Source organism: Rufibacter radiotolerans (assembly GCF_001078055.1).
GTDB classification, from domain to species: Bacteria; Bacteroidota; Bacteroidia; order Cytophagales; family Hymenobacteraceae; genus Nibribacter; species Nibribacter radiotolerans.
The window spans coordinates 2,695,001-2,721,984 of record NZ_CP010777.1 but is presented as its reverse complement, the minus strand read 5'-3'; the positions used below and the strand labels follow the sequence as shown (position 1 = coordinate 2,721,984).

Annotated in this window: 21 protein-coding genes and 1 tRNA gene; 15 read left to right on the top strand and 7 right to left on the bottom strand. The window is 50.0% G+C overall.

Going from position 1 to position 26,984, the window contains the following annotated elements; translation table 11 throughout:
* Positions 1–18 precede the first annotated feature (18 nt).
* From TH63_RS11320 to TH63_RS11290, 7 genes are all read left to right on the top strand, one after another.
* Positions 19–366 carry a cytochrome C oxidase subunit IV family protein gene (locus tag TH63_RS11320; RefSeq protein WP_048921033.1) on the top strand — a complete coding sequence of 116 codons (348 nt, stop codon included), beginning with the start codon at positions 19–21 and terminating at the stop codon, positions 364–366.
* Entirely contained in the window at positions 367–1,056 is a 690-nt protein-coding gene (locus TH63_RS11315; protein ID WP_048921032.1) for an SCO family protein, read from the top strand. It abuts the gene before it with no gap.
* A complete protein-coding gene (locus TH63_RS11310; protein ID WP_048921031.1) occupies positions 1,034–1,579 on the top strand; it encodes a DUF420 domain-containing protein in 546 nt (181 codons plus the stop codon). Before TH63_RS11315 ends, TH63_RS11310 begins: the two co-directional genes overlap by 23 nt.
* 52 nt (positions 1,580–1,631) lie before the next feature.
* Positions 1,632–1,874, top strand: a complete 243-nt coding sequence (locus TH63_RS11305) for a hypothetical protein (RefSeq protein ID WP_053093789.1) — start codon at positions 1,632–1,634, stop codon at positions 1,872–1,874.
* A 65-nt stretch (positions 1,875–1,939) separates the two neighbouring features.
* Positions 1,940–2,272 carry a DUF983 domain-containing protein gene (locus TH63_RS11300; protein ID WP_231583470.1) on the top strand — a complete coding sequence of 111 codons (333 nt, stop codon included), beginning with the start codon at positions 1,940–1,942 and terminating at the stop codon, positions 2,270–2,272.
* A 219-nt stretch (positions 2,273–2,491) separates the two neighbouring features.
* The gene (locus TH63_RS11295) at positions 2,492–6,151 is read left to right on the top strand and encodes a sensor histidine kinase (protein WP_197088548.1); all 3,660 of its coding nucleotides are present in this window, start codon (positions 2,492–2,494) and stop codon (positions 6,149–6,151) included.
* Between the two features lie 23 nt (positions 6,152–6,174).
* The gene (locus TH63_RS11290; protein WP_156180555.1) at positions 6,175–9,702 is read left to right on the top strand and encodes a hypothetical protein; all 3,528 of its coding nucleotides are present in this window, start codon (positions 6,175–6,177) and stop codon (positions 9,700–9,702) included.
* A gap of 154 nt (positions 9,703–9,856) precedes the next feature.
* Here the strand turns inward: TH63_RS11290 and TH63_RS11285 are convergent, their stop codons facing one another.
* Together TH63_RS11285 and rfaD are read right to left on the bottom strand one after the other, a co-directional pair.
* Complete coding sequence (locus TH63_RS11285; RefSeq protein WP_231583469.1) at positions 9,857–10,711, bottom strand: FRG domain-containing protein; 855 nt, start codon at positions 10,709–10,711, stop codon at positions 9,857–9,859.
* Positions 10,712–10,909: 198 nt separating this feature from the next.
* Positions 10,910–11,875, bottom strand: coding sequence for an ADP-glyceromanno-heptose 6-epimerase (gene rfaD / locus TH63_RS11280; RefSeq protein WP_048921028.1), 966 nt, complete (start codon positions 11,873–11,875; stop codon positions 10,910–10,912).
* 324 nt (positions 11,876–12,199) lie between these two features.
* On the opposite strand from rfaD, the gene TH63_RS11275 reads away from it, so the two are divergent.
* The 4 genes from TH63_RS11275 to lpxB all read left to right on the top strand — a co-directional run bounded on the left by TH63_RS11275 (position 12,200) and on the right by lpxB (position 15,765).
* A complete protein-coding gene (locus TH63_RS11275; protein ID WP_231583468.1) occupies positions 12,200–13,036 on the top strand; it encodes an ABC transporter substrate-binding protein in 837 nt (278 codons plus the stop codon).
* Positions 13,033–14,040 (top strand): FecCD family ABC transporter permease, encoded by a 1,008-nt coding sequence (locus TH63_RS11270; RefSeq protein ID WP_048921027.1) that lies wholly within the window; start codon positions 13,033–13,035, stop codon positions 14,038–14,040. The genes TH63_RS11275 and TH63_RS11270 overlap by 4 nt, the downstream gene beginning before the upstream one ends.
* Positions 14,040–14,456, top strand: a complete 417-nt coding sequence (locus TH63_RS11265; RefSeq protein ID WP_048921026.1) for a 6-pyruvoyl trahydropterin synthase family protein — start codon at positions 14,040–14,042, stop codon at positions 14,454–14,456. Before TH63_RS11270 ends, TH63_RS11265 begins: the two co-directional genes overlap by 1 nt.
* Before the next feature lie 154 nt (positions 14,457–14,610).
* Complete coding sequence (gene lpxB / locus TH63_RS11260; RefSeq protein ID WP_048921025.1) at positions 14,611–15,765, top strand: lipid-A-disaccharide synthase; 1,155 nt, start codon at positions 14,611–14,613, stop codon at positions 15,763–15,765.
* A 105-nt stretch (positions 15,766–15,870) separates the two neighbouring features.
* On the opposite strand, the gene clpX is transcribed toward lpxB, so the two are convergent.
* The 4 genes from clpX to TH63_RS11240 form a co-directional block, all read right to left on the bottom strand.
* The gene (gene clpX / locus TH63_RS11255; protein WP_048921024.1) at positions 15,871–17,100 is read right to left on the bottom strand and encodes an ATP-dependent Clp protease ATP-binding subunit ClpX; all 1,230 of its coding nucleotides are present in this window, start codon (positions 17,098–17,100) and stop codon (positions 15,871–15,873) included.
* Between the two features lie 405 nt (positions 17,101–17,505).
* Positions 17,506–18,204: a ClpP family protease gene (locus tag TH63_RS11250; protein WP_048921023.1), complete on the bottom strand. Its 699-nt coding sequence runs from the start codon at positions 18,202–18,204 to the stop codon at positions 17,506–17,508.
* A 427-nt stretch (positions 18,205–18,631) separates the two neighbouring features.
* Complete coding sequence (gene tig, locus TH63_RS11245; protein ID WP_048921022.1) at positions 18,632–19,957, bottom strand: trigger factor; 1,326 nt, start codon at positions 19,955–19,957, stop codon at positions 18,632–18,634.
* 78 nt (positions 19,958–20,035) lie between these two features.
* Positions 20,036–20,117: transfer RNA gene (locus TH63_RS11240), tRNA-Leu, on the bottom strand.
* 148 nt (positions 20,118–20,265) lie between these two features.
* Here TH63_RS11240 and TH63_RS11235 point away from each other — a divergent pair.
* A complete protein-coding gene (locus tag TH63_RS11235) occupies positions 20,266–22,470 on the top strand; it encodes a RelA/SpoT family protein (RefSeq protein WP_048921021.1) in 2,205 nt (734 codons plus the stop codon).
* A 104-nt stretch (positions 22,471–22,574) separates the two neighbouring features.
* Here the strand turns inward: TH63_RS11235 and TH63_RS11230 are convergent, their stop codons facing one another.
* Positions 22,575–23,480, bottom strand: coding sequence for a hypothetical protein (locus TH63_RS11230; protein WP_048921020.1), 906 nt, complete (start codon positions 23,478–23,480; stop codon positions 22,575–22,577).
* Between the two features lie 499 nt (positions 23,481–23,979).
* Between TH63_RS11230 and TH63_RS11225 the strand changes: the two genes are divergently transcribed.
* Genes TH63_RS11225 through TH63_RS11215 form a run of 3 tightly spaced genes read left to right on the top strand, consistent with a single transcriptional unit; the run spans position 23,980 to position 26,062 of the window.
* Entirely contained in the window at positions 23,980–24,456 is a 477-nt protein-coding gene (locus TH63_RS11225) for a Fur family transcriptional regulator (RefSeq protein ID WP_048921019.1), read from the top strand.
* Positions 24,446–24,793 carry an STAS domain-containing protein gene (locus TH63_RS11220; RefSeq protein WP_048921018.1) on the top strand — a complete coding sequence of 116 codons (348 nt, stop codon included), beginning with the start codon at positions 24,446–24,448 and terminating at the stop codon, positions 24,791–24,793. The genes TH63_RS11225 and TH63_RS11220 overlap by 11 nt, the downstream gene beginning before the upstream one ends.
* Positions 24,794–26,062 carry an adenylosuccinate synthase gene (locus tag TH63_RS11215; protein ID WP_048921017.1) on the top strand — a complete coding sequence of 423 codons (1,269 nt, stop codon included), beginning with the start codon at positions 24,794–24,796 and terminating at the stop codon, positions 26,060–26,062.
* Positions 26,063–26,984 lie beyond the last annotated feature (922 nt).

Genomic DNA, 26,984 nt, shown 5'->3' with positions numbered 1-26,984 from the left:
GTTAAAAACTGCATAGATATGGCATCACATTCAAATCATACGGAAAACTTTGGCCACGCCGGAGAAATCCCGAAAGCACAGACCAAAGTAATCTGGAAAACCTTTTTCATCCTTTGCACTCTTACTGCTATTGAGTTCGCATTCGCGTTCATGATGGACCCGGGTACACTGAGGAATGCAATTTTTATTATCCTAACCCTTTTTAAAGCCTTTTATATTGTAGGTGAGTTCATGCACTTAAAGCATGAGACCAAAGGCTTAATATGGTCAGTATTGATTCCTACCGCTTTATTGGTTTGGTTATTGGTTGCCCTTTTAGTAGAAGGTACTTTTTACGGAGAGTCTGTCTTCAACTATTTCAAGTAAATGAGTCCAAAGAAAACGCTGGTACTGGGTACCCTTTTGTTAGTACCCGTACTAGCGTTTTTGTTTCTTAAGGTGTTTGGGGTGAATAGATTTTCGCTTCAGACGTATTTTCCGGTGTCTACAGACAGCACCCTGGTAGAGGGGAAGTGGCGTTATGACACCTTGTACCGGCAAGTGCCAGATTTCCAACTCATCTCCCAGACCGGCTCCTCCTTTTCCCAAGAGGACGTTCAAGGGAAAATATATGTGGCTAATTTCTTTTATGCAGCCTGCCAGGGGAACTGCAAACAGGTAAGTACCCAATTAGCCCGGGTGCAAGATGCCTTCCGGCTTCAGCCAGACGTAAAAATCCTTTCTTTCTCTTTGCAACCCCAACAAGACAGTGTGTCTGTGCTGCAGAAGTACGCACAAAGTTTTAGGGCCAGGCCAGAGACCTGGGTTTTCTTGACAGGGAAGCCGGAGCAGATGCAACAACTTATCCAGAATGGTTTTACTTTTCCGGCGGCGGCGCCAGACAAAGACTCTTCTTTGGTGCAGCTGCAGAAAAGCCTTTTCCTGGTAGACCGGCAGCGGCATGTGCGCGGGATCTATGATGGAACAGACGCGGGTGAGGTTGACCGCTTGATCACTGAATTAAACGTGCTTCTTTCTGAAGACAAGAATAGTAATGGAAAAAAAGACGAAAAGTAACCCTGCAGACAGTCGGTACCTGGTTTTAATTGCTATCCTTTCTATAGTGGTACCGCTTCTGGTATCTTTTCTTCTCTTTATGCCCCAGACCGGCAAGTTAGGTGACCTGGATGTTTCTTTTCTGCCCAAGCTGCACGCGGTCCTGAATTCTTTGACCGCCATCTCCCTTATCATAGGCTATTACCAGATAAAGCGACAGAACTGGCGCTACCACCGGTTTGCCATGGTCACGGCCTTCGTGCTCTCCACCTTCTTTTTGATCTCCTATGTGACCTACCATTACCAGGCGGCACCTACCACTTATGGTGGCGAGGGAGCGCTTAAAATGGTTTATTACTTTATCCTCATCACGCATATCATTCTGGCGGCCGTTATCGTTCCGTTAGTATTGCTGTCTGTGTACTTTGCTGTGTCTGAGCAATTTGTAAGGCATAAGCGGGTTTCCAGATGGACCTTCCCGCTTTGGTTGTATGTGGCCATTACTGGGGTCCTGGTGTACCTGATGATTTCTCCGTACTATTAGTTGAAACTTTACCCTTTGCGTGGTGTTCTACCTATAGATAATAGCTGTTGAGATGAATAGAAAATATATAGTTTGGATTGGGGCATTACTACTGGTGTTGGGGCTAACGTTTCAGGCGGCGCCCAGCCAGGCGCAGTGCGCTATGTGCACGGCCTCGGTGGAGTCTTCCAACAATGAATCTGGAGACAGTATCGCAAACGGCTTAAACAAAGGAATCCTTTACCTAATGGCTATTCCCTATGTGATTGCCGGTTGCGTAGGCTTCTTCTGGTACCGGTATAGCAAGAAGAAATAGTGGGAGCCTGGAGCCACCTCAAGGCTGGCCTGTCTCAAAAATGTCCCCGCTGCCACCAGGGAAAAATGTTTACCCACCCTGCCCTTAACCTGCAGAAATTTGACCAGATGCCTGAGAAATGCCCGGAATGTGGGTTCAGGTATGAGATTGAACTGGGCTTTTATTGGGGAGCCATGTATATGAGCTACGGCTTATCTGTGGTGATTGTCTTGCTGGTAGGCGTAAGCTTGTATTTCTTAGCCGGTGATCCCGCTACCTGGGTGTATTTAACCGTGGTAGCCATTACCATCATAGGGTTTACCCCGGTTCTCTTCCGTTACGCCAGGGTCATGATGCTGTATTTCTTTGGAAGCGTCTCCTTTGACCCTTCCTTTGCCTCGCAGAAAAATATCCCTTAGCCTGAGAAACAATTAATCAGGCCACTCCCTTAAAAATGAACGCCGCCATCTATTTCTGTTTTAAGCCTGTTTTCAGAAAAATAGCCCCAAAACAGAAAAACCGAATGGTGAATTCTATTTTTTCAAGTGACTTCCGGGGTTTTTGCCCGTATTATGGCTAAGTTCAGGAAAAAAGCAGCATTGAAGCCCCACCGTTATACTATTCCTCTTCTTTTTCTTTTGCTGTCCCTTTTGTTGGGGGGAGTAGCGGCTTTTCTGCAGATTAGTATTCAGCGGGAATTGCTGGAAGCGCCTCAGAAGAAAATGAGTCAGGAAGTGACTGGCAAGCTTCAAAGTAAGATTCAGCAGGCCACCCAGGAACTACGCGAAGTCGCAGAGCACCTGCCCCCAGATTCGGGTTTCTTTACCCAGGTACTGCCGCATGCCCAGGTCCCGCTCTTTATTTACCAGCAGCACAAATTAATATTTTGGTCAGACCATACCACCCGGCTGGATATTGCGCCCCGATTTCTGCGGCCCGGCCTGCAGGTGTTAGAAAGCAGGTTTGGACGTTTTTTGGTCCTCAAACAGCAACCTTCCCCTATTTACTCGCTCCTGGCCGTTATTCCTCTGGAGACGCGGTATGACATTAGTAATGCGTATTTGAGAAGCGGCCTCAACCCCGAGATTTTTGAAGATCATTCCGGGGCCATTCAACTGGAAAAATCCAGGGGCGCCATTCCTATCCTTGATGCGCAGGGCCACTACCTGTTTTCCTTACGCGTCCAAGACCCCAGCCAGTGGCTACACGCGGGTAAGGTCACCTTTGCCTTGTATGTGATGGCTATTGTGGCCTGGGTGCTTTTCCTGGTTTCCTTTTACCAAAAGCTGCAGGCTAATCGCCACAAGGTTTTCGCCTTATGGGTAGTGTTAATGGGGTTGCCGCTTTTACGCCTGCTCATGCTCTGGTTTCAGTTCCCTGGCAATGTGCAGGAACTGGAGTTGTTCAGCCCCCGGGTGTATGCTTCTGCGTGGTGGTCGCCCTCTTTGGGAGATTTATTACTGAACGAGATCTGCCTGCTGGTTATGGCCGGGGTGGTGTACGGGTTTGCCAAGCCGTTGCGTTTAGAGCATGTTTTCCTGAAAACACCTAAAAAACAGATAATCAGCAGTCTGGTCATAGGGGCGGTGATCACCCTTCTTGTTATCAGTTGGTATGAGATGTACCGCAGCCTCATCTTAAATAGCCAGCCGGTCTTAGACATCACCCAGAACATCCAGATTGGGCCGGCAAAGGTGCTGTTGTTCCTGATCATGGTTTTGCACACCATTGGCATAAGTTGGCTGCTACGGCTGCTCCTGTCCTGGTTGCCCTTTACAGCTAACAGCGAGGCTCCATTCGCCTATGCGTTAATGACGGTGTTGGTGCTGGCTATTAACTGGAGCTTCTGGCGAGATGCCCCCAGCGGAAACTGGGCCATTCTTTTTTCCAGCGCTATCCTGGTGGGTTGGGAGCAACTGCACCGAAAACTCCGGCGCCGGGCCGGATTGTACACCAGTATCTTCTTACTGAACCTGATAAGCGCGGGCTTAGGCGCCTCTGCGTTTTATGACCTGTATGCCGTGCAGCTGCGCACCGATAAACAACGCATGGCGAGTGAACTGCTGAAGGACCATGATGACCTTACCGAGTATCTCTTGGCCCAGGCGGCTGAGGCTATCCAGCATGACCATTTGTTGTTTTACGCGCTGAGGGCACCGTGGGTGAACCGCGGTATAGTAGAGCAAAAGATAAAACGCTACCATCTGCGTAACCTCACAGAGAATTACGCGGTGGCGGTGCGCCTCTTTGATGTAGACGGCCAGGCCTTAAACCGGGTGGACACTATTTCCAACCTGCTGGATTATGCCCAGGTATGGGCGCCGCGGGCCCGTAATACGCACCAGAAAGGCCAGTTGCTGATCAACTCAGAGACGGACCCCGGCCGTTTTTTATACCTACAGGAAATACAGGTGCCGCTGAATGAATGGCAATGGGTGACGGTGGTGCTGGAGTTAAGCTCCAAAATCACGGCCCCCAACAGCGTGCTGCCTGAGCTTTTGGTGGAACGCAAAAGTTCCCAGCCTGCCACCATGCCGGCTACCAGTTACGCTCTATGGAAAGAAGGCCGGTGGCTTCGGTCTGAAGGGTATTTTGAATATAACCAGCGTTTTTCGCCGTTGCTCTTTAATGATCCCTTGCTGTACTCGCAGGGGCTCTCGGTGGGCGGGTACCACCATCTGGCGGCCAAGGCCATTAACGGGACGGTGTCGCTGGTGAGTACCCCTGACTATGGGTTCAGCTCGTGGCTGTCCAACTTTTCTTTCCTGTTTCTGCTGCACACTTTCCTGCTGTTCACTTTGCTGGCCTTGGTGGTGTTGTCTAAAGGCCGGCTGGTGCAATCCATCACTTCTACCTTCGGAACCAAAATACAATTGTTCCTGAATCTGGGGGTACTGGTGCCGTTGGTGTTGGTGAGTTTGACTATTGGCAGTCTGGTAACCAACTCCTACCGGCAAGATCTGGTACGGGGCTACACCGAGCAAGGGGATTTTATCAGGCAAAGCATCCTTACCAGCAACTGGGGTGAATATCTGTTCAAGGGCAGGGCAGATTCGCTTACCCGTCGGGTGAACCGGTTGGCCCTGGTAGCCCAGGCCGAACTGAATATCTACAACGCCAATGGCGAACTGCGTATTTCCAGCCAACCGGCTTTGTTTGAGGCTGGGGTTTTGTCTACGCGGTTAAACCCCAAGGCCTTCAGCATGCTCCGGGAACAGGGCCTGAACCGCATTCTGCTGCAAGAGAAAGCCGGGTCTTTGCCGTACAGCACCATTTACGTGCCTCTGCGGGAGAACCCCACCCAGAAGCCGCAAGGGTACCTGGCCATTCCGTTCTTTGATTCAGAAAAAGACCTCAATGCCAAGCTTATCCAGTTGATCACCACCATCCTTAATATTTTCACGTTGCTGTTTGTCTTGTTTGTGCTTTTGAGTTACCTGGCCACCCGGGCCTTGACCGTACCTCTTCAATTGCTGACCGAGCGCCTGAAGCAAACGTCCTTGACCGGGGTAAACGAGCGGTTGGTATATGAGTCACGGGATGAGATTGGCCTGCTGGTGCATGAGTATAACCAGATGCTGCAGAAACTGGAGGAAAGTAAGCAGGAACTGGCCCTGCGGGAAAAAGAGGCGGCTTGGAAGGAAATGGCCCGGCAGGTGGCCCACGAGATCAAAAACCCGCTTACGCCTATGAAGCTTTCTCTGCAATACCTGCGCAAGGCCATGCAGGAAGGCCGCAGCAACCTGGAGGAACTAGTGGAGAAAATCTCCAACACCATGATCACCCAGATTGAAGTGCTCAGTGACATTGCCACTTCGTTCTCCAATTTCACGTCCATGCCAGACCTCAAGCTGGAGACGCTGGAACTGAACGGCTTGGTCCGCAAGGCCACCGACCTGCACCTGAACTCCCAGCAACACCAGGTGGAACTGGAGGTGCCCCAAATGCCTATCTATGTGCGCGCCGATGAAAACCAACTGGTCCGGATCTTCAATAACCTGCTGTTGAACGCGCTGCAGGCAGTTCCTTCCTCTAGTACGCCCCAAATAAAGGTGAAAGTGACCTTAGAATCTCCGCAATGGGTATTGGTAGCGGTGCAGGACAATGGTACCGGTATTCCGGCAGACGTTCAGTCCAAGATCTTCGTACCGAACTTCAGTACCAAGTATTCCGGGTCGGGCATTGGGCTGGCGGTCGTAAAGAAAGGGGTAGAGGCAATTGGTGGGTCTATCTGGTTTGAAACCGAGGAAAACGTGGGGACCACTTTCTTCCTTAAACTGCCTGTAATACAACCATGAGATGCTGGGGCGGCATCCTTTTTTTGCTCGCCTTAATCCTATGGGCAGGAGAGACGCAGGGGCAGGAACTATCTAACCGCAAATGCCGGTGGGTAAAGGTGCAGCCCTTGCCTTTTAAACTTGATTCCCTTACTGTAGCCGAGAACACCATTGAAGTACTGGACAGCCGCCAACTCCAGAGCCCCCTCCGGTTTTTCTATGACGCGGCCACGGGCCAGTTCCAGTTCATTAATGTACCCGTAACCTCATCGGAACCCGCTTTCTTACCCGATAGTATTTTGCAGGACAGTACCGGCGCGTTTCGGGGCCGTTTTCCGCAAAACGTGCCCAAAACAGATTCGGTGCTGGTGTGTTACCGGGTCTTGCCCTTTGCTTTGAGCGGGCCGGCGTTTAAGCGTGACATCCGTACCTGGGACTCAGTTTCTTTTGAGCGGCAGTACGTTTTTGACCAGTCTGCTCCTAGGGAGGAAATCTTCAAAACGCCCGGCCTGAACAAAACCGGTAGCATTTCGCGCGGCGTCTCGGTGGGCAACACCCAAAACGTGTTCGTGAACTCGGCGCTAAACCTGCAGCTGGAAGGAAAGCTAACGGATGAGATCAACATCACCGCCTCCATCACAGACCAGAACATTCCCTTTCAGCCCGAGGGCAACACCCAGCAGTTGCAGGAATTTGACCGGGTCTTCATCACGCTGCAGCATAGACTCTGGACGTTGACCGGTGGTGATGTGGTGCTGCGAAACCGTCCGGCTTCCCATTTTCTCAAGTTCTACAAAAACGTGCAGGGCGGGGCCCTGGAGGTGAACCGCGGCAAGCCCGGCTGGGAAAGCGCTACCTCGGTGGCGGCCTCGGTGGCCAAAGGGAAATTCGCGTCTGAGAACATTACGCCCATTGAAAGTGTGCAGGGACCTTACCGCCTGCGCGGCCCTAACGGCGAACGTTTCATTATTGTGCTGGCCAACTCAGAGCGCGTGTACCTGGACGGGAAACTGCTCACCCGCGGCTTTGACTTTGACTATGTCATTGATTACAACCAGGCAGAGATCACCTTCACCCCTAAATGGGTGATTACCAGAAACTCGCGCATAAGGGTAGATTTTGAATACTCAGACCTTAACTACACCCGCAGCGTGGTACATGCCAGCCATTACCAGAAAATGGGCAAGTTCAACGTATACGGTAACTTCTACCAGGAGGCAGATAACCCCAACAACCCACTCACGCTTAATTTAGATCTCACTGAAAAGCGCCTGCTGTCCCAGATAGGGGATAGGCTGGACCAGGCGGTGGCTCCCAGCGGAGATTCCGTGCGCTTTGACAGGAACCAGGTGCTCTACCTTAAAAAAGACACTGTGACCGCCAGCGGTATCTATTCCATTTTCCATTACTCTACAGACTCTACCCAGGCGCATTATGCGGTAAGCTTTACTGAGCTGCCCACCGGCGGGAATTACGTGCTGCAGAATACCACCGTGAACGGAAGGGTTTTCCTATGGGTAGAGCCCGTGAACGGAGTGCCGCAGGGACGCTACGAGCCGGTGCGCATTTTGCCCACGCCTATCCAGAAGCAGATGATGACTCTGGGCGGAAGCTGGGGCCTGGACGAGAAAACCAATGTGTTTCTGGAGGTGGCTGGCTCTAAAAACGACCTGAACCGCTTTTCAGACCTGGATGCCGGAGATGACCAGGGCAAGGCACTGCGAGTAGGCTACCAGGTAAACGACCGCGACGTAAAATTTCTGGGGGCCTATAAACTGCGTAGCTCGCTCAGCTATGAATACACAGACCCCAACTTTGTGCCCATAGACCGCTACCGCGATATAGAGTTTGACCGTGACTGGAGTAGCCCCACTAATACCACCCTTGCCCGGCAGTCCCGGCTGGAAGACCATATTTTCTCGTTCTCGGTGGGCGGGGTGAAAGATGCGCAACGGTTCCTGAACTACCGTATCAGCAAGCGCTACCGCCCCGGTGAGGTAGACGGCACGCAGCATGTCTTGGAGATGGCGCAAAAAGTGGTAGGGCTGGAGCTGAGAACCAACCTGTTTCTGCTCAATAATGACCAACCCGAAAGCAAATCTGACTGGGTGCGCGGCGAGATTGGGGTTCGGTACCCCACCCGTTTCATCACGCCCGGATACGTGTACCGCTTTGACAAGAACCGGGTCACCTCCAAGCTCAATGAAAGCCTGCTGGGCTCGGCCAATTACTTTGATGATCACCTCTTCTTTGTGGAGAGCCGTGATACCGCCGCGTTCAAGTACCGCGCTGAGTACAGCCGCCGGGTAGATTACCGGCCCGAGAACGGTGAACTTGGCAACAAGCAGGTGGCCAACACCTTTAATTTTAGTACCAGCACGGTCATCAAAAAGAACCAACAGGTAACAGCGCTCATCACTCTGCGCAAATTACAGGCCCGCGACAGTCTCTCTGAAACCACTGTGCTTTCCAAAATTGATTGGTCAGGCGATTTCCTGGACCGGCACCTACGTTCAGAAATGTCTTACGCCATTGGTACCGGCCGTGAGCTAAAACGCCAGTACCTGTTTGTGGAGACGGTCCCCGGCCAAGGCACGCACTACTTTGAGGACCTGAACCGTGACGGGCGCCAGGATTTGAATGAGTTCTTTGAGTCGCAGCCCACAGACCCGCCGTACCGACGCAATTATGTTCGGCTTTTTATTCCCACGGATGAATATGTGCTGGCGTTTACCAACCAGTTTACTTACCGCCTCAATAGCAGCCTGCCCCGTGACTGGCAAACAGCGGAGGTCTGGTGGAAACGCATTGCCTCTAAATTCTCGGCGCTCTCCTTTGTGACCGTTGACAAGCGCATCACAGATGAGGACCTGCGCAGCCGATTAAATCCCTTCAGCCTGAATTTTGAGGACAGTACTTTGCTTTCGTTGTCCAGGTCTTACCGCAATACGCTCTATTTTAACCGAAGCAACCCCAAATACGGGGTGGAATGGACCTTCCAGCAGGGGCTTCAAAAGGTGCTGCTTACCAACGGGACGGACGTGCGGAACAATGCCAGCCAGCAGGTGCTGGTTCGGGTGAACTTAACGGATGTCTTTTCCAGCCGCCTGAACGTCACCCGCTCTAAACGCGAAAGCGCCTCTAATTATTTAAGTACCAAGAATTTTCTGCTTAGAAGTTGGGAAGCCACGCCAGAGCTTTCGTACCAGCCAAACTCCACCATCCGGTTTACCGGCACGTACCAATGGATGAACAAGGCCAATGAGTTGGGCGACCGGGAAAAGGCTCGTTTCCATGAGTTGGGCAGTGAGGCCCGGGTAAGCCAGGTGGGCAAACGCACCGTTACCGGAATCCTGAAATTTATTAAGATTGACTATACCGGTTTAGATTCGTCACCGGTGGCGTTTGAAATGCTCAACGGCTTCAGGCCCGGTAATAACCTCACCTGGAATCTGGCGCTACAGCAAAAACTTAGCAGCGGCCTCAATATCACCCTGGACTATGATGGCCGCAAACCCCAGGGCATCCGCACCATCCACACGGGCCGCATGCAGGTGTCGGTGCTTTTTTAATGATTGATTGAGTGAATGAATGATTTAGTGAATGGTTTTTGTTGAAGGATGAGTTTTCCATTCTTAGCTTGGGTTCTTGGAAAAAGTGCCAAGCCTACCTATTCCACAGTCACTTAAACACTCCATTTCATTCACTCATTCACTCAATCACTCATTAAGTAGTAGTGTAATGCCGTTTGAGCCAGGCGCTGATGCCGGTGAGACCCGGGAAGAGGACGCGTTCGGTGATGTTGGCCTGGTCAAGCTTATCCCTGATCTCCCATTTGAGTTTGGAGGGAATGATGAGTCGGTAGTAAAGGTCTGGGTGGTCCGTAAGCCAGTCTAGGAGCGTGGCGTCTGCCGTGGACATCATGGAGAAGAGGGCGTACTGGTGCACGATGCGCTCATCAAGGGAGGGCGGCTCCAGAAACATGACAAAGGGCTGTTCCTGAAACTCGCCCAGGCTGCGTAGAGAGGCGGCTACCGGGTCAAGGACTTCGGCGGTAAACACGTTGGAGCCTTCTTCTCTAATGGCATTCTGTAATTTCTCGGGCAGGTAATCTGTGGACTTGACATAGTTCACGCACCAGATTACCCCGTCCTGATGGAAATTGTTGAGGTCTGAGGTGGCGAAATGCAGAGCCACGTAGGGCGAATAGGTCCAGTCCAGCAGGCGGGTGGGCAAGCCGTGGTGCTGGGCCACGGCCAGCCAATTCCAGAGAGACTCGCCGGCCTCAGTGGTCATGCCACGCGAGTATTTCCTGAAATTGCGGAGCAGGTGTTGTTCCAGCTTGGCATAGTCGCCGCCTATGCGCATGAGGCTGGTTTTAAGCTCATAGTCTTTGTTCCAGAGCCCCCTGAACACGTACGGGGATCGGTAGCGGTTAAGGGTTTCATCCCAGGAGTCCCGGAAAAGTTCGCGCTGGAGTTCTTCCCAGGTTTCCACCCGTAAATCATTGGGCATTGCCAAAGAGTCAGTTGGAATAGGTTCTTCTGCACTCATAGCGTCGTCTACGAGGGAGTAGGGCATAGGAGTTTGGGCCGTTAAAGGTGATTACGCGTTAATTCTTCAGTTAAGGTATAAATACGGAACATTCTATATTCCCGCCAATGAAAATCAATTAGCCAAACTCAACGTCATCTGTTTTAGGCCCGTTTTCCGGAAAACAGGCCTAAAACATAACGCCGGCTGTGAGGGCCGGCGTTATGTTTTAGAGGCTAATGGTGTTTAATAGTAGCTTTTGCTCATGAGGTAATTCTGCACGTAATCCTGAATGCCCTCTTCCAGGGTATGGAAGGGCCGGTCATAGCCAATGGACCTTAGCTTGTCCATGTTCGCCTGCGTGAAGTATTGGTATTTGTCCCTGATATCCTCGGGGGTGTCTTTGAAATCAATGTTGATGTCTTTGCCCATGGCCGTGAAGGTGTTGAACGCCAGGTCCAAGAAAGTGCGGGCCTGGCCGCTACCCAAGTTGTAGATACCCGAGTCTTTGCGGTGATGCATGAGCCAGTACAGCACTTCCACCACGTCTTTCACATACACAAAATCGCGCATCTGCTTGCCGTCTTCATAGTCTGGGTTATGCGACCGGAACAAGGTAAGTCGTCCGGTTTCCTGGATGGAGTTGAAGGCATGCATCACTACTGAGGCCATTCTACCTTTGTGGTACTCGTTGGGGCCGTATACGTTGAAGAATTTCAGGCCTACCCAAAAGAAGGGCTTGGCCGTTTGCTCCAGTGCCCACTGGTCAAACTCGTTCTTGGAATCGCCGTAGGCGTTGAGCGGGCGCAGCAGGGGAATCAGGGCCTCGTCATCATCATACCCCAGGGTGCCGGAGCCATAGGTGGCCGCCGAGGAAGCGTACACCAAGGGGATCTGGTACTCGCAGCAGGCGTTCCATACTTTTTTGGAGTAGTCCAGGTTGAGCAGGTCCAGGACCTCGCGGTTGGTTTCGGTGGTATCGGTGCGGGCACCCAGGTGGAAGATAAATTCCACTTCTTCATAATTAGTGTCCAGCCATTCAAAGAAGGTATTGCGGTCTACAAACTCCTTTATCTTTTTCCCTTCCAGGTTGGCCAGTTTCTTGCTCACAGAAAAATTATCCACTACCACCACATCATTGAAGTTGGCGGCGTTGAGACGGGTAACAAGGCAACTGGCAATAAAGCCGGCGGCTCCGGTAACTACAATCATGTACTTGGTTGGTTAAGTGATGCGCAAAGCTAACCAAACGTACGGAAGATTACGATAGAAGGGTCTTCTGTTCCATGGAACGCTTTAGTAGGCGAAGCCGTTTTGGGCCTATTTTAGCCAAAACAGGCCCAAAACGCCTAATGTAATTCTTTGCTCCGGCCGGGGGAAGTGGCTGGGGTAGAGGTTAATTTCAGCTTCGGGCAAAACCTGTATCTTTGGTGCATATTTCTACTTATGCTGCTGCCGGTGTCAGGTTCAAGTGCGTTTTCCTGGTGTAAAAAACTTCTGTTCTGTCTGGCCCTGTTCCTGGGGCAGGCCTGTGATATGCGTAAACCTGCTGCCCCCGCTGCCTCGGGTAAACACACCGTGACAGATGATCTGGGCAGAAAAGTCTCCTTGCCTGTAAAGCCCCGTCGCATTCTGGCCCTGGCCCCGTCTATGACCGAGATGCTTTTTGCCGTGGCAGACACCGCTACCATCATTGCCCGGACCCAAAACTGTGATTACCCGGCGGCCGTGCTCACTAAGCCAGTGGTCATCAATTACCCCATGGACTACGAACGGCTTCTGGCGCTTAAGCCAGAAGTAGTCTTCGCTACCGAAGGCATTATCTCCCTGGAGACGGCGGCCCAGATAGAGAAGCTCGGGATTCCGGTGTATTACCAGGCCTATGACAGCGTCTCAGACGTTCTGCGCGGGTTACGGGATCTGGGCAAGCTGCTGCAACAAGAGCCCAAAGCCAATGCCTTAGCCGATTCTCTTCAAAATCAATTAAACCAACTGGTCGCTGGGGCTGCTACTTCTTCTCATAAGCCTACCGTGTTGGCCATTACCTGGCGTGACCCTATTTATGTATATGGCCGAAATACACTCTTCACCGATAAACTGCGGTACGCAGGAGGGCAGAACGCCGTGAAAGATGTTTTTGCCCAGGCGTATCCGGCGCTTACCCGGGAATATATTCTGCAGATAAATCCAGAGGTGGTGCTGGGCGGCTCCTTTGACCAACTGGAGAAGACTTTTTTCTCCTTGTACCCAGAGCTTCGCCGCATAACTGCCTACCGCCAGAAGCGGATTTTCCCAGTAGACGATGATTTAATGTCCAGGCCTAGCCCCCGGGTAGTGGAGAGTATTCAGGAACTAAAGCGGACGTTGCGGTGAGAAGGGCGGTTGTGGTGGTAGGCCTGTTGCTCTTATTGCTGGCGGTGGGGTTCTTTCTGGGCCTGCGGGTGGGTAGTATTGACACCTCATTTCAAACTATTGTTAATGCTTTCCTAAACTATGACGCCCAGGACACAGCACATTACAGCATTGTCCATTTGCGCTTGCCCCGGTTATTGCTGGCATTTTTGACCGGGGCTTCGCTGGCTTTTGCCGGTTACCTCATGCAGGCGCTGGTGAACAATGCGCTGGCAGACCCCTATCTGCTGGGTACGGCTTCCGGGGCGTCCTTGGGAGCCTCCCTCAGTTTCTTCTTTTTCGCTGACCTTACCTTTCTGGGCCTGTACCTGCCGCCGTTCTTTGCGCTGGCCGGTTCATTTTTGGTCACGCTGGTGGTAGTGGTGCTGGGTTCAAGAAGAGGCCAGCTGATTCCCAGCCAGATGCTTTTGGTGGGGATTGCGCTCAGTTCCCTGCTCACGGCACTGGTGAGTTTGATCATGTTCCTCTCAGATTCAGAGAGCCAGCTAAAGTCTGTGGTGTTCTGGAGCATGGGAGGCTTTGAGAAAGCAGATTGGTCTAACCTGGGCTATCCGGCCACGGCCCTTGTTTTGGCGCTGGTCTTGTTTTTCTTTCTGCAGCGGCATCTGAACGTGCTGTTGCTGGGCGCTGACCGCGCCGAGACCCTGGGGGTGGACGTGCGGGCCATCCGGTGGGTGATGCTGGTGACGGTTTCGGTGGTGACGGGCTTTGCGGTGGCGTTTTCTGGGCCGGTAGGCTTTGTAGGGTTAATGGTCCCCCACATCACGCGCGCGCTGCTGGGGACCACCAACAGGTTTAACCTTTTAGCCTGCGCACTGGCAGGCGGGGTGTTCCTGGTAGGCTGCGATTTAATTTCCCGGCTGCTATACCCGCCGGTAGGTTTGCCCGTTGGTATTATAACTTCATTCTTTGGTGTTCCTTTCTTCGTATATTTGTTGCGAAGAAAGAATTACCGATTCAGTTAATGGTATACGTAAGCAGATTAGAGCATTTTAATGCGGCGCATAAGCTGCATAACCCCAATTGGTCCCTGGCGAAGAACAAAGAAATCTTTGGGCCCTGCGCCAACGCCAACTGGCACGGGCATAACTATGAACTGATTGTCACGGTAAAGGGGAAACCAGACCCGGACACGGGGTTTGTGATTGACCTCAAGAAACTGAGCACCCTCATCAGGGAGAACATCATTGAGAAGGTAGACCATAAAAACCTGAACATGGATGTCTCGTTCATGGAAGGCAAACTGGCCAGCACCGAGAACCTGGTCATGGAGTTCTGGAACATCCTGAGCCCCTTGATTCCTCGTATATCCAGCGCGCAGTTGCACAGCCTGAAACTGTATGAGACCCCCCGTAATTTTGTGGAGTACTTTGGAGAATAGCTTTTGACTACTACTAACTAGCACGTTCAAGGCTTTTTTTGGGAGATAATCCTTGGAATCATAACCAGTTATAAACTATCTGAGCAACAATGCTGTTTAGGGTTGGTAATTGGCTCTCCCATTTGGCAGCCCTGTTCTATTGATTCGCCTTTAAATGAAATACTACATTATTGCCGGGGAACGCTCCGGAGATCTGCACGCCTCTAACCTGATCAAACAGCTCCACCTGCAGGATCAGGAGGCGCACGTGCGCTGCTGGGGCGGAGACATGATGGAGGCCGCCGGGGCAGAATTGGTGAAGCATTACCAGGAAATGGCTTTTATGGGCTTTCTGGAGGCGGCAAGCAATCTCTTCAAGATCAAGAAATTCTTAAAGGAGTGCCAGGAGGATATTCTGCGATACCAACCCGATGTGGTGATACTGGTGGACTATGCCGGCTTTAACATGCGCATTGCCAAGTTCGCGAAGGAGCACGGGTTAAAGGTATTCTATTACATCTCACCAAAAATCTGGGCCTGGAACCAGGGGCGGGTACACAACATCAAAAAGCTGGTGGACAGAATGTTTGTCATCATGCCTTTTGAGAAAGACTTCTACCAGAAGTTTGACTATAAAACCGATTACGTAGGCAACCCCGTCTCAGACGCGGTGAACGCCCACCAACTCAACCCCAATTTCCGGGCAGACAACGAACTGGATGACCGGCCCATCATTGCCGTGTTGCCCGGCAGCCGTCAGCAGGAGATTGAGAGCATCCTCTATATCATGCTCAGTATCTTGCCCCCTTTCCAGGATTACCAGTTTGTGGTGGCGGCAGTGAGCAATTTCTCCCGTGAATACTATGAGCACTTCAACCGGAAGCCATTCATCAAAATTGTGTATGACCAGACCTATGATATTCTGGCCAACGCACAGGCAGCCCTGGTAACCTCTGGTACCGCCACTTTGGAGACGGCCATGTTCAACGTGCCCCAGGTAGTATGCTATCGGACCAGCGCCGTGTCTTACTGGATTGGCCGGGCTGTGATCAAAGTGCCTTACATTTCCCTGGTGAACCTGATTGCCGGACGTAAAATTGTCCCTGAACTGATCCAGGGTAGCATGAATGCCCAGAACCTGATAAAGGAGCTGAAGAACATCCTGGAGAACCCAGACGGGCGTGCTGCCCAGTTAGACGGCTACAAGCACGTGCAAGACCTCATTGGGAACTTCAATACCTCTGAGACGGCCGCCAAATTAATGGTGCAATACCTGCGCGAAGACAAAGCCCCTAAAGGCAGCAGCAAATCTTTGGAAGGAGCGTTTTAGGCCTGTTTTGGCCAAAACGGCTTCAAAACGGAAATAGAAAACAGAAGGCCTCCCTTACTCAACGTAGGGGAGGCCTTCTGTTTTATAGGTGTTTTTATCTGGCGGTTAGGCCACCTTCAATTGCTTGATGGAAGATTTCTCAAATTTATCGCGGGCGTAGTCAAGGGTGATCACCAGGTCAATGATGCCTTCCTGCTCTTCAGAGGGCAGGTCAAACATGGCGTCGGTCATAATGCCTTCACAGATGGAGCGGAGGCCACGGGCACCTAACTTGTATTCAGAGGCTTTCTCCACAATGTATTCCAGGGTGTCTTCGGCGAACTCCAGGTTGATGTTCTCCATCTCAAACAGGCGCTTGTATTGTTTCACCAGGGAGTTTTTAGGCTCGGTGAGGATCAGGCGAAGCGTCTCCTTGTCCAATGGGTTCAAGTGGGTAACCACCGGCAGACGGCCAATCAGCTCCGGGATCAGCCCGAAGGATTTCAGATCCTGGGAAGTGATGTAGCGCAGGAAGTTCTCCGTATCTACCTTGTCTTCCAGAGACGTTTTGGAGAACCCGATAGGTTTGGTGTTCAGGCGGCTTTTGATCAGGCGGTCAATGCCTACAAAGGCGCCGCCGCAGATAAACAGGATGTTCTCAGTATTCACGGAGATCATTTTCTGCTCTGGGTGCTTACGTCCGCCTTGCGGGGGAACGTTTACTGAGGTTCCTTCCAGTAATTTCAATAAAGCCTGCTGCACGCCTTCGCCGCTCACGTCACGGGTAATGGAGGGGTTATCGCTCTTGCGGGCTATTTTGTCAATCTCATCAATATACACGATTCCACGCTCAGCGGCTTCCACGTTATAGTCGGCGGCTTGCAGCAGGCGGGTTAAGATGCTTTCCACGTCCTCGCCCACGTAACCGGCCTCAGTAAGAACGGTGGCATCAGCAATACAGAAAGGAACCTGCAGGGTGCCGGCCAGCATACGGGCCAGGAAGGTTTTACCGGTTCCGGTTTCCCCCACCATGATGATGTTGGATTTCTCAATCACCACGTCATCGGTCTTAGGCTTCTGCATTAAGCGCTTGTAGTGATTGTACACCGCCACAGACATCACTTTCTTGGCTTCGTCCTGGCCCACTACAAACTGATCCAGGTAGGTTTTCATCTCCCGCGGCTTCATGAGGTTGAACTTAGGCGTGCGGTTGTTGGCCCGCAGTCGGTTCTCCTCATTTAAAATCTGCTGGGCCTGTCCAATGCAGCGCTCACAAATGTGCGCGTTAATGCCTGAAATCATCACAGACACTTCTTTCTTATTCTTGCCGCAAAAGGAGCACGTAATTTCTGCCATAAACCAAATAGTGGGGTGTAGAGTTACCGCCTGGAAAAACGGGGACTACGACAAAGTTACAAAATAGGTTAAGCACTACACCAAAATATTTTTCTACAATCTGGAAACAGATGTTAGGAAGTCTTTGTGCGATAGAGTTTTATAAAATATAGTATATGTTGTATCTGATTGAGGAAGAACAGAGTGCAAGAAGGGGGAGGCTATAAAGCCATCTTTCACCTGGGCGAAGAGCATAGAAATTATTTTTATTGGCAGGACCATGCGTCTCTGTTTTAGGGGTCTTTTCCTGAAAACAGCCTCAAAACAGAAGCGGTTCCTTTAGCGCGATAAAGCGGGTATATTCATAAAAAAGGCCCGCGGGATAGCGGGCCTTTTTTATGAAAGTAATTTTGTCTAAAAGGGCATTTACGCTTTATGACGGGTCAATACCTCATCTATTAAACCGTATTCCTTGGCTTCCTGGGCAATCATCCAGTAGTCACGGTCGCTGTCTTTGTAAACTTCCTCGTACGGCTTGCCGCTGTGGCTGGCGATGATCTCATAGAGTTCTTTCTTCAGTTTCAGGATCTCACGGGCCGTGATCTCAATGTCTGAGGCCTGGCCCTGGGTTCCGCCCATAGGCTGGTGAATCATGACACGAGCGTGGGGCAGGGCAGAGCGCTTGTCTTTGGCGCCGCCGCACAACAACACCGCTCCCATAGAAGCGGCCAGACCGGTACAGATGGTGGCCACATCTGGCTGCACGTACTGCATGGTGTCATAGATACCTAAACCGGCGTACACAGAGCCGCCCGGGCTGTTGATGTACAGCAGAATGTCTTTCTTGGAATCTACGCTTTCCAGGAACAGTAGCTGCGCAGTGATAATGTTGGCGATATAGTCATCTACCTGCGTGCCCAGGAAAATGATACGGTCTACCATCAGGCGGGAGAACACGTCAATTTCACGGAAGTTAGTAGGGCGTTCCTCAATCACGGAACGGGTCATGCTGGTAGGCTGCATTAAAGTAGTGCTTTCCAGATGAGTAAGGTATTGGTCAACGCCAAGGCCACTCATGCCAAGGCCTTTCACGGCAAATTTTCTGAATTCGTCTTTGTTGTACATAAGGGTTCTGTTTAGATGCCTTAACTTAAAAAGAAACGCGTTGGTTACAAGAAATTAACCAGAGGCGGCAAACAAGGTTTACCTGTTTCCGGGTTGTTTTTCTAAAATCAGGCCAAAAACGCAAAGAGAAGATTCTCTGCCATTATGGCTGAAATCAGGAGCAGATTTTGAGTGCCCGGTACCAAGACCTGGTATTGGGTTTCAAGATATAGGTTATCTGGAAGGCAACAAAACTAAAATCTCCTTTTACCGCCTTTGTTGGTGATTCTATACGGGGCAATAAACCTAAGCCAGAGGGTTCACCCGCTTGCCTGTGGGAGCACCTTGTAGGATTCTGAATAGAATGTACTCTTGTGATTCTCCATAAAACAGAAAAGTCCTTGCCAACTGGCAAGGACTTTTCTGTTATTAGAAGTACTGATTGAAATTACCCAACCAGGCTGCGGAATTCCTCAGCGGTTACGTCTTTCTCAGTCACGGTGATTTTGTCTTTCACGAACGCCAACACACGCTCAGCTACCAACGCCTCGTACTCGTTCACGAAGTTACGGCCGTTGTTTTGCTTTAAGTGGTTGTCTAAGAAGTTGTTGAAAGTATCCTGCATCTCCTCCGGCACCTCAGGCATGTTGAACTGAGCCATCATCTTCTGACGGGCACTGTTCACTACGTCTTCGTTGCTTACTTTAATGTCATTTTCTTCCACCACCTTGTTGCGGATCATAGACCATTTCAGCTCTTTCACATACTGGTCATAGAACTCATCAATCTGCTCTGGCGTGATCTTGCCTTCATTGGTAACGGCTAACCAGCGCTTGAAGAACTCGTTAGGGATGTCAATGGTAGTGTTCTCTACAATCTGGTCAATGATGGCGCGGTCTAACGCGTTCTCAGCTTCCCGCTCATAGTTCTCCTTGATCACCTCACGCACCTTGGCGTCAAACTCCTCCTTAGTAGTTACGGCGTCTTTCCCGAAGATCTTGTCAAAGAACTCCTGGTCCATCTCAGCGTTCTCAGTGCGGTTGATTTTCTCTACCACAAAGGTAAACTCGCCGTTCAGGTCTTTGGTCACGTCTTTGCTCAGGCCGGTTACGTGGGCTAAAGCAGCGTCATCACCAAACGCTTCTCTAATGTCAAAGGTGATGGTGTCACCTGGCTTCACGCCTACAAATTTGTCAGCGCCGGCTAACACCTTGTTTAAAGGCAGAAGGGTTTTGGTTTCAAACTCACCGTCTACCTGCTTCAGGTCACCGTACAGGTAATCATTGGCTTCAGAAACTTCTGGGTTGGTGGTTTTGCCAAACTGGCGTTGCATCTGCTCATAGGCTTCATCAACGGTGGTTTGGTCTACTTCAATGTTGTATTTGTCTACAGACACCTGGCCAAGGGCCAGTTCAAAGTCTGGCAGCAAACCTACAGAGTAGCTGAACTCAAACTCCTTTTGGGTATCCCAGTCAATACCGTTCTCTTCCTGACGGTCAGGAAGCGGCTCGCCTAAGATGCGAAGGTTGTTTTCCTTGATGTAGTTGTTCACAGACTCATGCAAGAGTTGGTTGATAGAGTCAACCAAGATGCCTTTGCCATACATTTTACGGATCAAACCAGCCGGAACTTTACCGGGGCGGAAACCTTTGATATTGGCTTTCTTGCTATAATCTTTGATCTGCTCGTCTACGCGGGCAGCGTAATCAGCCTCTTGCAGGCTAACTTTTAGGCTGGCATTCTGGCCATCGGTTTGATTCAGGGTGATATTCAAAGCTATCAGTTTTTAGTTATGCGACCTTGTAAAATTGAAAAAACCCCCAACCCCGGTTGGGATTGAGGGTTTCACTTGTGCGGATGGAGGGACTCGAACCCCCATGCCTCGCAGCGCTAGATCCTAAGTCTAGTGCGTCTACCAATTTCGCCACATCCGCGTTTGTTGTGTTCCGTAATGGTGCTGCAAATGTAGCAAACTCTTTTTTGTTAATGCAACTTCCTTTCGTTTTTTTTGTTGAAATTTATAAAAAGAGGTCAAAAACGTAAGGGCCCTTGCCTTACCACGGATTTTGATTACCTACCCGTATGATTGACCACGAAGCTGAACGGAAAGAGATCCTGCGTCATTACAGAAAGTTGCTGCGCCATGCCAAGCCCTTCTTAAAAGACAATGACGCCAAGATCATTAAAAAAGCCTTTAACACATCCTTAGAGGCCCATAAAGACATGCGCCGGAAATCCGGGGAGCCGTACATTTTGCACCCCCTGGCCGTAGCACAGATTGCCGTTGAAGAGATTGGCCTGGGCACTACCTCTATTGTGGCGGCCTTGCTGCATGACGTAGTAGAAGACACCGATCTGGAGATTGCCGATATTGAGCGTGACTTCGGCCCTAAGGTGGCCAAGATCATTGAAGGCTTGACTAAAATATCCGGGGTGTTTGAGTACGGTACCTCGCAGCAGGCCGAGAATTTCAGGAAAATGCTGCTCACGCTTTCAGATGACGTGCGCGTGATCCTCATTAAACTGGCTGACCGCCTGCACAACATGCGGACCCTGGGCAGCATGGCCCGGGACAAGCAACTCAAGATCGCTTCTGAGACCATGTACCTGTACGCCCCGTTGGCGCACCGTCTTGGTTTGTATGCCATTAAGTCTGAGCTGGAAGACCTGCACCTGAAATACACAGACACCGAGACCTATAAATTCATCTCCAACAAAATACGGCAGACCAAAAGCGCCCGCAACAAGTTTATCTCAGACTTCATACACCCAATAGAGGAAGAGTTGCGCCGGCAGGGTCTCACAGATTTTGAGGTGAAGGGACGGCCTAAGTCTATCTACTCCATCTTGAAAAAGATGAAGAAGCAGAACGTGACCTTTGAGGAGATTTACGACCTGTTTGCCATCAGGATTATCCTGAACGTGCCCTATGAGCAGGAGAAACCGGCCTGCTGGCGCGTGTATTCCATCGTGACCGATTTCTACCAGCCTAATCCAGACCGCCTGCGTGACTGGATCAGCACCCCCAAAGCCAATGGCTACGAGGCCCTGCACACCACGGTGATGAGTAAGACGGGGCAATGGGTAGAGGTGCAGATCAGGACCAAGCGCATGGATGATATTGCCGAGCGTGGCTACGCCGCCCACTGGAAATACAAGACCGGGGTTCCCAGCGCCGCAGAATCTGGCCTGGACAACTGGATCAACAAGGTGCGTGATATGCTGGACGTGAACAACACCAACGCCATTGAGTTCCTTGATGAGTTCAGGACCAATCTGTTTGTGGAAGAGGTGTTTGTCTTTACGCCCAAAGGCGAATTGATCATTCTGCCAGACCGTGCCACCGCCCTTGACTTCGCCTTTGAGATCCATACTCAGATAGGCTACCAATGCCTGGGTGCCAAGGTGAACCAGAAGCTGGTGCCTCTTAGTTTCAGGTTACACAACGGGGACCAGGTAGAGATTCTAACCTCCCAGAAGCAGAAACCTACTGGCGAGTGGCTGAAGTTTGTCACCACGTCTAAGGCCCGTTCCAAGATCAAGGAGTTCCTGCGCGAAGAGCGGAAGGGCAAAGCCGAGGAAGGAAAGTTGTTAGTGGATGAGCGCCTGTCCCATTTGGCGGTAGAGCCTTCTGCCGCCAACCTTAACCGATTGGCTGCCTACTTTAACGTGCCCTCAGTGCAGGATTTCTATTATAGAGTAGCAGTGGGCCTGCTGGACCTGAAAGAGATCAAAGAATATATCTTTAATCCGCATAGCGAAAAGTACAAGCCGGCCTCTATTTTGGAGGGTTCCTCCTTTGACAAAGAGGTGGAGAAGATCAGGGGCATCAGTTCTCAGTTGTTAGTGATTGGGGGCGGCACAGACAAAATTGACTATACCTTAGCCAGTTGCTGCAACCCCATTCCAGGAGATGATGTGTTTGGCTTCCAGACCGAGGACCAGGGTATTACCATTCACCGTACCACCTGCCCCAAGGCGGTAGAATTGATGTCTAACTACGGCCACCGAATTGTAAAAGCCAAGTGGACCGGGCAGCAGGAGCTTTCTTTCCTGGCCGGGATCAGCATTAAGGGCACCGATAGGGTAGGGCTGGTAAATGACGTGACCAAGATTATCTCCAACTCCTTAAAAGTGAACATGCGTTCTATTACCATTGACTCGCATGACGGGGTATTTGAAGGAAGGTTAATGGTCTTTGTGAATGACACGGCCCAGCTAGAGAAACTGATCCAGCGGTTATCTAAAGTGAGTGGCCTGCTAAGCGTAGATAGATTTGATTCTTAGTTTGCTGGCAAAGAGCGGGGCTGTTTTGGGGTTGTTTTCAGAAAAACGGCCCCAAAATAGCCCCGGATCTTTCTTGTAGATTGTAGAGCCCGAAAAGCAGTTTGCTATTTTTCACCAAAGGGAACGGTTAATCCTAAGAAAGGCAAGGCGAAAAAGCCATCGGCGCCTATGGGGCTAAAAAGCCCGAAGTCAATTCCTACGCGCTTCACAATCCGGCGCCCTCCTATAGATAATAGGCCAACAGCGTCATTGTCCAAGCCAATGTAATAGTTCTCTGTGATAATATACCCGCGGGGTCCCGTCCTGAACAGGCCACTAAAGGTAATGGCCGGTGTAGTGGCCCAATCCCCATCGGCGTAGCCATAGCCCAACCCTATGGTGGCGTTTCTGTCTCTTGAGCCAAACGTGGTTAGGCCATATGCAATCCCGAAGGAGCTTTGCTCCCCAATCACGGTTCCAATCAGAGCCCCGCCTCCTACATTAAATTTGTCTTTGACCACGGGCACTGATATTTTAGGCAGCAACCAGACCGGGCTAGAGGCCCCGCCAAATAAAAACAAGGGTACCAAACCTGCCCCCAACGAAAAATTATCTGTGATACCTACACTAGCTTGGTTTACCAAAAGCATAGTGTTTTGATAATACCCTTCCCCTTTTTTAAGACCGAAGGCATTGGGCGCAAAGAAATAGCGGGATGACTGCGGATTGTCAAACCAAAGCTTTCCGCCCTTCACCTTTCTGGCGTCATAAGAGGTTATGGCTTTAATCTCTGCTATTTTAATGGTGAGCACGCCCATGTTCTGGGTCTTCAGTTGCAACACCTCATTTGTCTGGCTTATAATGGTGCCCATGAATTCATTTCCGTCCCTCATTTCTACTCTATATATAATAAGAGTAGAATCCTGCCTTATTTGCGTAGTGTCTTGCACGGCCTGGGCCATTCCTTCCTGGCAAAGGACACTCACCTGAAGCACTAGTACAAGAAAGAAGATAATAGCAGACGGTCTCATGGGATGGTAGTTAGTCTTGAGTGAAGCAGGAACACTTATCAAAAAACGGAAAGCAATTCCTAGGCCTTAGAAAGCGTTTTCCAGAAATGGGGGCTGGGAGTATCTTTAGGGAAGATAAATAATAATTGTGGTATTTAATATATAAAAAACCGAATGTTGGTTAATCAGTTACAGGCAAAGGCCTTTCAAGAGCATTTAGCCTGGGTGAGAGAAGGGAGTAAAACTAATGCGGCACCTTGAAGTTTATAGAATAGGGCAGAGAGCCGCAGCCAGCTCCATAATTAGCCGCCTTTCTTTTAAGGGGTACTAAAGGCAGGCAGTGATTTTGTTTTCAGGCAAAGGGAAGGCTTTTTAACTTTATCGCAGGGCCGCATCCTTTAGTAGCGCCCATTTTATTACCAGTCAACCTCTTGTAGAAAGGTGTCTTAAAGGAATTGTTGAGAAGATTGATTTTAGCATTCCAACATAAATCCATTAAGTTTGCAGTAGAAGAAGGCATATGGCACTAGATGAAGTAAAGTTTCTGGAGGTGAAGAAGATTTTCACCGCCTACTTAGAAAGTAAAGGTCTCCGGAAGACCCCGGAACGTTATGCAATTTTAGAAGAGATCTATAGCCGCTCAGGGCATTTTGATGTGGAGTCCCTTTACATCAGCATGAAAAACAAGAATTACCAGGTAAGCCGGGCTACTGTTTATAATACCCTTGACTTATTAGTAGAGAATAATCTGGTAAGCAAGCATCAGTTTGGCCGTAACCTGGCACAGTATGAGAAATCATTTGGCCGCCGGCAGCATGACCACGTTATTTGTACCGAATGCCACAAGGTAGTGGAGTTCTGTGACCCCCGGGTACATAACATACAAACCATGGTAGGGGAGCTGCTGAATTTTAATATTCTGCACCACTCTTTAAATTTGTACGGTATCTGCGGTGACTGCCAGGCTAAATTAAACGCCCCAATCCATGAAAATTGAACATACGCTAGAGAATAACATCTTACTTATAAGACTAGAGGGTGATATGATTGGCGGGCCTGAAACCCAGAAGCTCATGGACCTGGCCAATAACACCATTGATGATTCCCTGCTGTTAGCGGCCGTGGACTTGTCAAGCGTTCGTTTTATCAATAGTACCGGAATAGGAGTGTTGGTTTCACTCCTTACCAAGTTCAGAAACAGGGGAGGGGAGCTTATCCTTATCAATCCGTCTGAACACATTCGTAAATTATTAATTATCACCAAACTGAATGCCATCTTCACCATTGCCGAAGATTCAACCAATGCCATTCAGCTTCTTAAAGAATCACTCTAAATGCCAGTTGACATTCTAGTAGGCCTCCAGTGGGGCGATGAAGGAAAAGGTAAAATCGTTGATGTACTTGCTCCTCAATATGATGTGGTAGCCCGTTTCCAGGGTGGGCCTAATGCAGGACACACCCTTGAGTTTGAAGGAACCAAGCATGTGCTTCACCAAATCCCTTCCGGCATTTTCCATGAACACATCACCAACATAATTGGAAATGGCGTAGTGCTGGACCCTATCGTGTTCCGCACCGAGGTAGAAAAGCTTCTGGCCAGAGGAGTAGACGTAGCCAAGAACCTGTTCATCTCTAAGAAAGCCCAGTTGATTCTGCCCTCGCACAAAAGCCTTGACAGAATTTCTGAGGAGGCCTTAGGCCTTATGAAGATCGGCTCTACTCAAAAAGGGATTGGTCCGGCTTACCAAGACAAGATTGGCCGCAGCGGCCTGAGAGTGGGAGACCTGCTTACCCCAGATTTTAAAGAGCGTTACCAAACCACTGTAGCCAAGCATCAGAAAATAGCCTCTTTTTACCAAAAGTCCTTAGATATAGAGGAGCAGGAAAAAGAATTCTTCAGTGCCATTGATTTCCTGCGCACGTTTAAGCTGGTAGATTCAGAGTACATGATCAATCAGGCAATCCAGGATGGCAAGAAGATATTGGCGGAAGGTGCGCAAGGGTCTCTATTAGATATAGACTTCGGTACGTACCCATATGTGACTTCTTCTAATACCTTAGTGGCCGGGGCTTGCACTGGTTTAGGGATTGCTCCTCGTCATATTGGAGAAGTATATGGAATCTTCAAAGCATATTGTACCCGCGTAGGTAGTGGTCCCTTCCCGACTGAACTTCATAATGAGGTAGGAGAGAAGATCAGGCAAGCAGGAAAAGAGTTTGGATCAACCACTGGGCGCCCACGTCGCTGCGGATGGATAGACTTACCTACTCTTAAATATGCTATCATGCTCAATGGCGTAACCCAGTTGAATATGATGAAGGCAGATGTCCTGGATGATTTTGATGAGATCAGCATCTGCACCCACTATAAGTTACCTGATGGTACCGTGACAGACCAGATCCCACATGAACTAGATAAGGCCGGAATAACCCCTGTCTATATAACCATGAAAGGTTGGAGCCAGGTATTAAGAGAGTTTGAAAGCTACCAGGAGTTGCCTACAGCAGTTTTAGAATATGTAGCTTACCTGGAGGAGCAATTAGGAGTTAGTGTTAATATTATTAGTGTAGGGCCAGATAGAAAAAGCACTTTAGTTAAATAAGAACTCAAAAAGCCATTTTAAAAGGGGACCGGAGACAAAGGAGTCTTCGCTCCCCTTTTTTTATAAAAAAGTTGACTAACGGAACTAGCTGTATTCATTAGAGTTAACTCAAAGCACCCAGGGTTCAAAGCCAATTCTAACAGGAAAGCACCGGCAAGGCATTGCAGATGAAAAACCTTAACGTACCTTTGCATTAGCTTCTGACAGGGAAGCTAACCGAAGAGGGCACTGCCTTTTAAGGTAACCAAAAAGAAAAGTTTACTGAGAGTATTGCAAAAGGGAAACCTTTGCGTACCTTTGCACTCCCTTCCACGGAGGGGTTTTCCGAGCCAGCAGGGCGAAGATGAAAGAGGAAAAAAATCTTTAGAAAGTGTTGCACAGAAAAGGATCTTCCTTACCTTTGCACTCCCTTCCAGCGAGGGTCCCGGAAGCCGAAAGGGCGGACGGGAAAGAGAAAAAAAACTTCATCGATCGCTTGCGGAAAGGGAACTTGTTCTTACCTTTGCAGCCCCTTCCGGAAGGAAGCCTCTTACGCCGGCAGGGCGGGAGAGGGAGAAAAAAAAGTTTAAGATAATTGCTTGCAAAGCGAAAGATGTTTCTTACCTTTGCACCCGCTTCTGGAGGGAAGGAACCTAAGCCGGCAGGGCGAGGGGATAAAAAAAGAGAAAAAAAGTTGCCTGGGGGCTTGGAGACGAAGAAATTCTCCTTACCTTTGCAGCCCCTACCGGAAGGGAGGGAAACGGTAAGCGTTGTTTACCGCTAGTCACTAACGACAGGTTAGTGGGAGGTTCTTTGAGTGAATGGGAAAGATAGGAAAACAAGGCAGACACCCTGGTGTCTGTCTAGGAAGAGAAGCAAGCGTATCGGCGGTCGACGTCTTTACAACATCGACTGTCTTTATTATTATTAATTGAGACCAGTC